Here is an 11,132-nt window from a genome sequence, read left to right as displayed (position 1 = left end):
ATGAGCGTTTATTACTCTGTTTTTTTATCTCAATTCTGCTTTTACATCCAGTTATTCCTGAATTGACAGATTCTTGATTTCCGTCGTAGTGGCAACAGCAAGGTCACTTCTATAGCGGAATGCAATGCGAATATTCTGATCCTTATATGCACTCAAGTCAACAGGTGTCACAGTCGAGAAGTCCCATGAGTCTCCTGCCGGCATACCTTCTACTGTCAATTCAGTCCAGTCAGCTTCTGTTACATCACCGGCATAGTTGGTTGATATCATCACATTGAGGTTCTTTGCAAGTTCGCCATCATTCAAGTAGTTGATGGCAATATCAAACTTCAATACCGGTAGAGCCGATTTCTTCAGGCTAATTTCCGGTGAAACAAGCCAACTTTCGGTTACTTTATTACCGCCAGAGTAACCGGAACCTTTCCAACCATAGGCTTTATCCAACTTCCAAATGCTCTTCAAGTCACTCAATTCAATATCTTGGGTAAAGAAACCACCATCATCATCATTCAGGAATGAAGAGGAATAGTAAACTTTTGCTTCTGTCCATACACCTTGTGATTTCAAGAATACAATGACACTCGGTGTAGAAACCGTAGTCTGAGCCCAAGCAGCACCGTCATAAACAAATTCAGTAGCCGTTATTACCAAGTCTGAATTTGAATAATAAACTACTGCCATAATATCGTCTTTCTTAGCATACGGATAGTTCTGCTTCAAGTAGATTGGCAATGTTTCAGCAGGTTTGGATACATAAGTACTGCCTATTGATGTGTAATCACCCGGCTGAAGAACTGCTACACTTGCTACTTCAGAAGTATATGCTCTCCACTTAGAGGTAGTTGCATCGTAACGATAAACTGCGGATGTATTAGGTTTGGAAGTAATAGCACGAGTCATGCCAAAAGCTCTGAGATTAGTTGCTGTTACTTCTGCAACGGATGTAACCATTGTATTGATTGTTTCACTTTTCGCTTCAAGCAGGTATCCATATACAACAACCTGCTTGCCATTGAGACTTTGGTCTATCGCAGCATCATCTGCATATGAGAAAGAAGCCTTGGCAGTAGTGGCACCGTCTATTTCTATATTATAGGAATTATAGCTGCCTTTATTTTCTATAGTCAATAGACCGGTGTAGGTAGCATAAACCACACGTGGAGCAGCTATATAATTATCCATATCCTCACCAGTCATCACCTGAGCAACCAAACCATCAACGGCTGTATTGCCTTCCGACTCCTTAATAACCGACAAGCCATTATTTCCAAACTGCATCAATCCATTACGCGCTGCAGTTGTTCCAGATACAGATACAATATCACCTATCTTAGAGGTCGGAAGTTTATTTTCATATACCAAAATATTACCTGTACCATCAGTCAGCATAAAGCCTCGTGTATAGGTAGCCGCAACCACACCTCTCGCTGTATATGCACCGCCAGCAGACAAAGCTATCAGCCCTACCGGTGTAGTAGCAGTTCCGGAGCCATCAGCAGAAACTACTGACGTAGCGATAGTATTCACAAATTTACCACTACTTGCGCCAACTGCATATCCGGTCACTTTCACTTTCTTACCATCCAAAGTATTATCAATTGCTATCGGATACTGAATGCTACCAACAGCTGTAGCAGTACCTTCAACTGCAACATTAAAGTATTTACCGTCCGAAATAGTTAATGTTCCTTCATAAGTTACATATTCTACAGGTTGAGTAGTAAGATAAGCATCCATATCGGATGCGGTCATATTTTTCGGTGACGTAGGATATGCAAATGTCGTTTTACGCTCTACAACTGCTATCTCTGCATCTTTAGAGAACTGGAACGGAGCACCTTTATATGAACTGATAACACCAGAAACCGTCACCACATCTCCTAAAGAATATGTTGGCAATGCGCTTAGATACACCATTATAATGCCCGTATCATCCTTTACCAGAATACTTTTAGCATTGGCTGCTACAACCTCGCCTTTTACATCATAAGTACCGGCACCTGAATTGATAGCATCAGCAATATTTGTATAGGTAGGTTCCGGTTCTTCACCACCGCCGCCTGTGCTCGGTTCTGTTTCAGAATAAGCATAATTGACCAGACGCATAGCGCCATCAGCAGGATTCTTCACTGCTTCTGCCAGAAGGTCAGGTATTTGTCTTACTGTGGACGGAGACAGGAAGGAAGCTGATACTGTTTCACCCCATACTGCCTTGTAATCGTCAGAAGTCAAGTCGTATTTAGAAACGCTGTTAAAGTCCTTCAGATACTCGGGAAGTTCTTCAAAGTTGTTGTAATTGACAGTTACTTTAGAACCATCGCTCAGATAAGGATGTTTATCGTTGATGTATGCAGGGAGATACCATGCGGCAGGTGCGTCTTCTGTGAAGAATTTATTTTTGCCTACTGCCTCCAAAGCTTTTGCATAAGTTTCTCCTTCTGGGTCTTTCGATAACGCCAGTTCTTTATTTGCGGCAATGCCTGCAATAGTTTTGTATTCGGCGTCTTCGAGCGTTAACGTAACGTTCTGTACATCCGTGGCATTAGTGAGGTCATCATACCCCGGAAAATTGTCTTCGTTGTAGTCGCAACTTGCCAAAAGCAGCAAGCCGGCGCACATACTAAATAATATATTTTTCTTCATAATCTGTCTTGGTTTAGAAATTGAACTTCAATCTTACAGAATAGGTACGACCGAAACCATAGAGTACGCGTGTAGCCGATTCCCAATCATGACTGTTACCGTCACGGGCGTCAGCAATATATTCCTGATCTAAGAGGTTGTTGACATTACCGCTCAAAGTAGCACGTACCTTTCCGAAATCAAATGTGTAGCCCGCACTCAAATCAAAAGTACTGTATGATGGTATCTGCCATGGATTGCTTATCAAAATTTCCTGCCCCATTTTTGCACTTCCTGCATCAATATCATAATCGGCATAGTTGCGTGCAAAGAAGTTCCAGTCTGCCGCAAGGCGCACACCTTTCATCGGACGGAAAGTAACGCCTAATGCTGCTGTAGTCTGAGCGGAACCACCGACATGGACATTGTCCATCTTGATGTTAGCTTTATACTGCTCAGCCTGAGACATATCTATTACAACAGTACCTTCCTTAGGGTCTGACAACATCTGACCCGATGAATTGAAGTAGTAACCGGTAGCATTGCCATTCCAACGCCAATCTCCCCATGAGAACATACCGTTAACTTCCATCCATGAGAATGGTTTGGCCAGAAAGTCCAACTCAATCCCCCAATGGTCTGCATTGGCGCCAATCATATTCAATGTATAGCGTTCGCTGTTTCTCATATCACCGGAGTCATACATAGCCTTGTCCATCCAACGTGTGTAATATGCGTTCAAGTTAGCTGTAAAGAAACCGCTACGGAAACCATAACCTACTTCGAAGGACATGATTTTCTCGTTCTTGGCATCATTGTTACGCGCATGGGAAGTCTGTGAGTTTAGAAATGATGTATCGAACATCGGAGCACGGCTGATATAGCCTGCATTGGCGAATACGTTGTTACGTTCGTTGAGATTGTAGTTGATACCACCTTTGATATTTCCACCTAAATAATTTTTAGTGGATGATTTGGCCTTGTCTTTGCTATAATAAAGACGGTCGTAACGCCAGTAGCCTGTGTTTGAAAGTCCACCGGAAACAAAAGCGCTGAGTTTGTCCTGATTGTATTCCAACTGCGCGAAAACACCTTCCTGCAATACCAGACCGTCATAGTCGCGTCTCAAAACATCTCCTACACCTAACTTGGCATTCTTAAAATTAGGGTCGGAAGCTATTGGGTTATTCTCGGCAGATACATTTTTACGGTTGTATGAATCCACAAAGTATTTACCGCCAAACAAGTCGGTAAGAATATCCTGGTGCAAGCCTTTGTAATAACGAAGGTCGATACCACCATAGAAGTCGAAATATTCACCGAATTTTGTTGTATAAGTAGATAGTAATCCATACCACAAGTGATTGTTCATCATCTTACTCATCACCATCTTTGAGCCTGTGGTGCTTTCTGCATTCATCTTCTCAACCGTATCGTAATCAAACGTTCCGTCGGGTCTGCGGAAATCGTTATTCACCAACCCGTTCGTTGAACCATACCATTTGTTGCTGTAATCGCTATCTCCTGTACCTCTAAAGCCGTCACCACGACCGATTGATACATAAGCAGCAGTACTCAGGCTAGATTTTTGGTCGATTTGCCACAAGTGGTTTAATGAAATCTGCGGTTTGTGATAAGAGTTTCTGGAAGAGTTATAAACTTGCCCGTTTCTATAACCGAAAGTAGAGTTGTACTTATAAGGACTATCATCGCCCATATATTGTTTCACACGCTGCCATTCCTTAATGCTAAGACCATTCTGGTTGCTACGTTGGTTGTGCCACTGGGGAGCGCCGAAAGCTGTTAAAGTCAACTGATGATTGTCATTGAAACGCTTAGCGATACTGGCAAACCAAGTGTAACCTTCAAATTCTGTACCTTGAATGTATCCGTCACCCCAAGTTTTACCACCCAGCAAAGTGAACGCCCATCCGTCTTTGGAAAGGCCGGAAGATACACTGAACAAAATCTTGTTGTAACCGTCATTACCCATACCGTAAGACACGAAACCGCCTTTCTTTGCATCTGTACTCTTGGTTATGATATTGATGGAACCACCGACAGCCGGAGATGAGACTTTGGATGCACCCAAGCCACGTTGTACCTGCATGCTGCGGGTCACATCGGACAGACCTGCCCAGTTGGACCAATATACTTTTTGATTCTCCATACCGTTCATCGGTACACCGTTAATCATCATCGCTACATTTTCGCTCTTGAAACCACGTACATTGGTTTTAGAGTCACCGTAGCCGCCACCGTCTTTTGTGGTATATATACCCGGAGTGGATTTCAGAATCTCAGGAAATTCTTGTGAGCCCAACTTTTCTTCTATGAATACCGGGTCGATTGTAGAGACTGCTACCGGAGTTTTACGCGCAACAGCAACAGAGGAAGTAATCGTGACGTCTGCCAACATCACTGCATCCGGCTGCATCTTAATAATACCTAATTCCACAGAAGCGCCTTTCTGCGTAATTTTCTTTTTTTGATCCTTGTAACCCACATACTTAAATAATAAGGTGGAATTCGAAGCAACGCTTTGCTTGAAATAACCGTCAATGTCGGTTGTAGACCCTTGCGTAGTACCTTCTACCATTACGGCAGCTCCTACCAGCGGCTCACCAGTCTCTGAATCGACCAGCTGACCACGCACTGTAGTTTGGGCGAATGCAGCAGTACTAAATACTGACAGCACAGCAACTAACAGGACTTGAATTAGAAATCTTCTCATAATTCTGCTTTTAGTTAATAGATAATGTTAATCAACCTTTAAAATGTGTTCTAAAGATGCAAATATAGTATTATTAAATAAGATAATCATTACAATTGTACTACATTTTTTTAAGGAGTTAAAGCATTGTTGAAGTTTGTTAAAGCAAAAAAGCTCTGCAATTATCTGCAGAGCTTTCTTTCTATTACAAATGTGAGAAATTTACTTTCAATATAAAACCTAATCCTAGTCAGTCATTAGCTTTCTATAACGAACGCGTTTCGGTTCTTCATTTCCCAAACGTTTCAATTTATTTTCTTCGTACTCTGAATAAGAGCCTTCGAAGTAGAATACATTGGAGTCTCCTTCGAAAGCAAGAATGTGTGTACAGATACGGTCGAGGAACCAACGGTCGTGCGAAATAACTACCGCGCAACCAGCGAAGTCTTCCAGACCTTCTTCCAGTGCACGCAATGTATTTACGTCGATGTCATTGGTAGGCTCATCGAGCAGTAATACGTTGCCTTCTTCTTTCAAAGCCATCGCCAGGTGCAAGCGGTTTCTTTCACCACCGGAAAGGACGCCGCAGAGTTTTTCCTGGTCGCCGCCTGAAAAGTTGAAACGGGAAAGGTAGGCACGGGCATTTACATCGCGTCCACCCATACGAATCAATTCATTACCGCCGGAGATGACTTGATAAACGCTTTTGTTCGGGTCGATGTCACGGTGTTGCTGGTCTACATAAGCTACTTTTACAGTCTCCCCTACTTCAAATTCGCCTTTATCTACCGTATCCAACCCCATAATCAGGCGGAACAAAGTAGTTTTTCCTGCACCATTGGGGCCGATTACGCCGACGATGCCGTTAGGTGGAAGCATGAAGTTCAAGTCGTCAAAGAGAAGTTTGTCGCCGTAGGCTTTGGCTACATGTTTGGCTTCAATTACTTTGTTACCCAAGCGAGGACCGTTCGGAATAAAGATTTCGAGTTTCTCTTCTTTCTCTTTTACGTCTTCATTCAGCAATTTGTCGTAAGAGTTAAGACGGGCTTTGCCCTTTGCCTGACGGGCTTTCGGAGCCATACGCACCCACTCCAGCTCGCGTTCCAACGTTTTACGACGTTTGCTGACTGTTTTCTCTTCCATTTCCATACGTTTGGTTTTCTGTTCCAGCCAAGAAGAGTAGTTACCTTTCCAGGGAATACCTTCGCCACGGTCGAGTTCAAGAATCCATCCGGCAACGTGGTCAAGGAAGTAGCGGTCGTGAGTTACGGCGATAACTGTTCCTTCGTATTGTTGCAAGTGCTGTTCCAGCCAGTCGATAGATTCTGCGTCCAGATGGTTGGTAGGTTCGTCCAGCAACAGGATGTCAGGTTTCTGCAATAGTAGACGACAGAGGGCTACACGGCGACGTTCACCACCGGAAAGATTGACTACCGGTTGGTCTTCGGGCGGACAGCGAAGGGCGTCCATTGCGCGTTCCAGTTTGCTGTCGAGATTCCATGCGTCTGTTGCGTCAATAATATCCTGTAATTCGCCTTGACGGGTAAAGAGGGCGTCCATCTTGTCCTGGTCCTCATAGTACTCCGGCAGACCGAATTTTTGGTTGATTTCTTCGTATTCTGTTAGTGCGTCAACAATAGGTTGCACGCCTTCCATTACTACTTCTTTTACTGTTTTTGTGTTGTCCAAATGAGGTTCCTGTGCCAAGTAACCTACAGAATATCCGGGTGAGAATACTACTTCTCCCTGATAGGATTTTTCCAAACCTGCGATAATCTTCAATAAAGTTGATTTACCGGAACCGTTCAAACCGATAATTCCGATTTTCGCTCCATAAAAGAATGACAAGTAAATGTCTTTCAGCACATTCTTATTGGGTGTAAAAGCTTTGCTTACCCCCACCATCGAGAAGATTATTTTTTTATCGTCAGCCATATGTAAGATTATATATTGTTGATAATGGCACAAAGATAAGAAAAATGTTTGAAATCCTTTGGAGTTCTAAAAAAATGTTCTACCTTTGCACCCGCATTCGAAAGAAAGCAAATAAGGATTGATTCAGTAGCTCAGCAGGTAGAGCACAACACTTTTAATGTTGGGGTCCTGGGTTCGAGCCCCAGCTGGATCACATAAGAACAAAGCCAAACGGCGACAAAAAAGAGACAAGTCCTACAATATCAATGTATTGTAGGACTTTTTTCATTGTTTCAGTCTTGCTTGAAAGGCAAAAAGGGGCACGAAAAGACACACTTTAGTATCCAAATCGTACCCCCTTCCCCCAAAAAACGATTAGGGGTAACAAAAATAAATCACTAATTACCTCAATAAATCAGAACGAAGTTGTTTTATACTTGAACAGATTGACAAGGCAATTCGATTACAAAAGTACTGCCTATACCCAGTTGGGAATCTATCAATATCCGTCCGTTCATTTTATCGACAATAGATTTACAGATAGACAAGCCCAGCCCTGCACCTTGGGCAAAAGAGTCTACTTTCTCAAATCTTTCGAATATCTTTTCCCTCATATTTTGAGCTATTCCACGTCCAGTATCGCTGACGCCGATACGTACACAACAGGAATCTATTTCATAGAATACTTCTATGTGCCCTCGAGTTGTGTTCTTGAGAGAATTCGAGAGGAAGTTGTTCAATATCTGTTTGATACGCAACCTGTCTAAATCCACTAAGAAGTCCTGCTCGGGATAGTTAGTACGAAGTTCGATGCCAGAAGGCACTTGACAGGCATATTCTGCGACGCTCTCGTTAAGAAGTTCTGCCAAGTTAAACCAATTAGGATGCAGTTCCAAATAACCGGATTCTATCTTGGAAAGGTCAAGGACATCGTTTATCAGATTGAGCAAGAGCTCGTTGTTGTGGCTGATGAGTGAATTATATAGTTCTTTCTCCGCCACATCTTCCGTACTTGCCAACAGACTTGAAAAGCCGACGATAGCATTCAAGGGAGTACGTATCTCATGGCTCATATTAGCCAGAAAAGCAGATTTCAGACGGTCGGACGCTTCGGCTTTATCGCGGGCCTTGACAAGTTTCTCTTCCGTTTCCTTCAGTTCGGTAATATCATAGTTGATACCGATTAGCTCGATAATATTATCTTGCGGAGCATATTTCTTGACTAGCAGGTTGACATGCGTCCATGTATATGCACCATCTGCCCTAAGAACACGTATTTCATGGTTAAATTTGACAGCTGCGCCTTTCCGCGCATCTTCCAGAAAACGAATCATTGATTCACGGTCGTCGGGATGAAAATGCCGGTAGATACCAAAGATTTCAGACAATGGCGTGCCGTCCGCTTCACCTATATTCCTATACCAACTTTTTTGGGCATACCCCTGCCCGCTCAAAATATTATAATGGACATAACCCACTTTAGCGTAATCACCGACCAGTTCGAAGAACTCCTCAAATTCCTGAATCTTATTATAAGCGACAGTCGTTTCCGTCTTATCTGCATTAATCAGCAGATAACTTACCGGATTATGATTATCATCATACAGGGTAGTTACTTTTGTTACTAAATCAATCGTTCCTTCTTTCTTCGAATTCGGATAATACTGCCCTACTTTCGAGAAATCATAGCGGAAAGTAAAATCGGCATCTTCATTATTACGCAGCCGTTTTTTCATTTCTTCCGGGAAAATAGGATTGTCGAATATGTTGATGCCCAGGATATCTTCCTTTTTATCGACATGAAACATTTCGAGTTCCTTATCGTTCAGGTCCATCAAAATTCCATTTTTATTGTATAGTTCGATACCTACGGGCAGGTGTTTGAAGATTTTGCGCAGGAGTCGTTCGCTATATTGCAAAGCCTGATATGCCGATGCCATATCGGGAGCGTCCTGTATTTCGACTATGCCGTAAACTATTGTATTTCCTTCTTCGTCCGTTTCTTTAAAGCAAACTTTGCTCCGTACCCATACAGCACCTCTCTTTGTGTCGAGCAAATATACGGATTCCGGTATTTGAAGCACACCTAAAGCATAGATTGCCGTGAGGTGCTGTTCCCCTTTCAGTATGCGTTTATCGAAGTCCTCGAAACTGATAATCCCAGTTTTATCCAAACCTAAAAGTTCTGCTATATGTTCAGAACATTCATAACTCAATGTTGCTAAATTGGCTTTCCACCATCCCATATTAGCGCAAGCCATTAGCTTCGAGAAAAATGTAAAATCTTTCTGTTTATTCATAACATCCACCAATCAGTTCAACATAGTTAAAGCGCGCAAAATTAAAAATTCCAATTAATTATAACTTTCTGAAAACACACTTTTTAGTATATTATAAGAAGATTATGCGTCATTAAACAAAAAAATTTCCGGCTGTAAAGCTCTCGGAAAGAGAACATTACAGCCGGAAATTTTGTGATTATTGTATTTCGTTTTACTTTTTCAAAGCCTGATAAACGGCTTTTGCCATTATTTCAGCTCCCGCTTCGTTCGGATGAATCTTGTCCGGGAAAAGCTGGGGCATTCCGTCCATTGCCGTATGAAGGTCGATAACAGACAGGTTGTTTTTCTTGGCAACCTTCCTTATCATCGGAATGATTTCTTTTGAAATAATATCATCGTTGATATTGTCACCAGTCTGATAAGCTTTGGAAGGATAACAGAGATAAATTTTAGGTTGGACCGGAAGGGCTTTGAAAGCATCTACCATTGTTTGCAGGTCTTTTGTGAAGTCTGCCTTATACTTCCAGTTGAATGATTTGCTGTCGTTCGTTCCAAGTTTGATGACTACGATATTGGGGTTGAAAGCCAATGCGTCCTGATAGGCTTTTTCATTCATATAAGGATGGTCGCCCTTATTTAATAAGGTGCGGGCACTTACTCCGAAATTCTTCACCCAATATGCACCACCCATCATACGTCCCAATACGGCAGGGTAACTGTCGCGGTTGCGGTTCTTGATGCGGGCTCCGTAGGTAATGCTATTGCCGATGCAAGCAACACGAATCGCATCCTTATGAGGTACTTTGAAGCTATTCAGCCAGGAAGTCAGCTCGTTCAGCATTTCATTCTTATAAAGGAAGTTCTCACGGATTCCCCAGCCATGTCCGCCGGAAGGATAGATATGAAGGACGGCAGGGACTTTGTGCTTGTTCAGAGCGAGGTAATAGTTCACTCCGTTGGCGGGTGGAACAGCCTTGTCGTCGTCACTATAAACGATAAAGGCACGGGGCGTATCCTTCGTCACTTGCTTTTCATTGGAATATTCAGCTTCCAGTTCGGCGGACGCATCCTGACCCAAAAGATTGTTGTGAGAACCCATGTGAGTATAAGATTTATCCATCGTAATCACCGGATAGAAAAGAATCTGGAAATTCGGACGGAGTTCGGGTTTGGCATGGGTAGCGATGGTCGATGCCAAGTGACCACCGGCGGAAGACCCCATGATACCAATGTCATTCGGATTCAGGTTCCATACATCCGCACTGTCACGAACTATCTTCATGGCAGCTTCGGCATCTGAGATAGGAAGCGTGCGGTCGCCTTTCGGCATGCGGTATTTCAAGACAATCAGTGCAATACCTTGTTTGTTGAAATACGGTGCCCAGTCATAACCTTCGTGATCGACAGCCAAATGAGAATATCCGCCACCCGGACATGCCACCACAGCACGACCCGTTGCCAGTTCCGGTGCAGGAAGGAATACACGAAGCGAAGGTTGTTCAATATCAAATGGTTTCGGAGCATTTTGAGCTACCACCCGGGAACCTGCCAACAAAAGAAGTAACAGGAAAAAAATAGTAGAAAATTTCTGTTTCATAGTA

At 42.9% G+C, this 11,132-nt stretch carries 5 protein-coding genes and 1 tRNA gene; 1 reads left to right on the top strand and 5 read right to left on the bottom strand.

Going from position 1 to position 11,132, the window contains the following annotated elements:
- Positions 1-51: 51 nt before the first annotated feature.
- The 3 genes from BacF7301_RS16815 to ettA all read right to left on the bottom strand — a co-directional run bounded on the left by BacF7301_RS16815 (position 52) and on the right by ettA (position 7,270).
- Positions 52-2,643 carry a choice-of-anchor J domain-containing protein gene (locus tag BacF7301_RS16815; protein ID WP_167964589.1) on the bottom strand — a complete coding sequence of 864 codons (2,592 nt, stop codon included), beginning with the start codon at positions 2,641-2,643 and terminating at the stop codon, positions 52-54.
- 13 nt (positions 2,644-2,656) lie between these two features.
- Entirely contained in the window at positions 2,657-5,356 is a 2,700-nt protein-coding gene (locus BacF7301_RS16810) for a TonB-dependent receptor (protein ID WP_022140220.1), read from the bottom strand.
- Positions 5,357-5,581: 225 nt separating this feature from the next.
- Positions 5,582-7,270 carry an energy-dependent translational throttle protein EttA gene (gene ettA / locus BacF7301_RS16805; protein ID WP_167964587.1) on the bottom strand — a complete coding sequence of 563 codons (1,689 nt, stop codon included), beginning with the start codon at positions 7,268-7,270 and terminating at the stop codon, positions 5,582-5,584.
- 120 nt (positions 7,271-7,390) lie between these two features.
- Between ettA and BacF7301_RS16800 the strand changes: the two genes are divergently transcribed.
- Positions 7,391-7,463 (top strand) — tRNA-Lys (locus BacF7301_RS16800).
- 217 nt (positions 7,464-7,680) lie between these two features.
- Here the strand turns inward: BacF7301_RS16800 and BacF7301_RS16795 are convergent.
- The gene (locus BacF7301_RS16795; protein WP_167964585.1) at positions 7,681-9,549 is read right to left on the bottom strand and encodes a PAS domain-containing sensor histidine kinase; all 1,869 of its coding nucleotides are present in this window, start codon (positions 9,547-9,549) and stop codon (positions 7,681-7,683) included.
- Positions 9,550-9,742: 193 nt separating this feature from the next.
- Entirely contained in the window at positions 9,743-11,128 is a 1,386-nt protein-coding gene (locus BacF7301_RS16790; RefSeq protein WP_167964583.1) for a GDSL-type esterase/lipase family protein, read from the bottom strand.
- Positions 11,129-11,132 lie beyond the last annotated feature (4 nt).

Origin of the sequence: Bacteroides faecium (assembly GCF_012113595.1) — a bacterium.
GTDB lineage: Bacteria > Bacteroidota > Bacteroidia > Bacteroidales > Bacteroidaceae > Bacteroides > Bacteroides faecium.
This window is presented reverse-complemented; position numbering and strand designations above follow the sequence as displayed.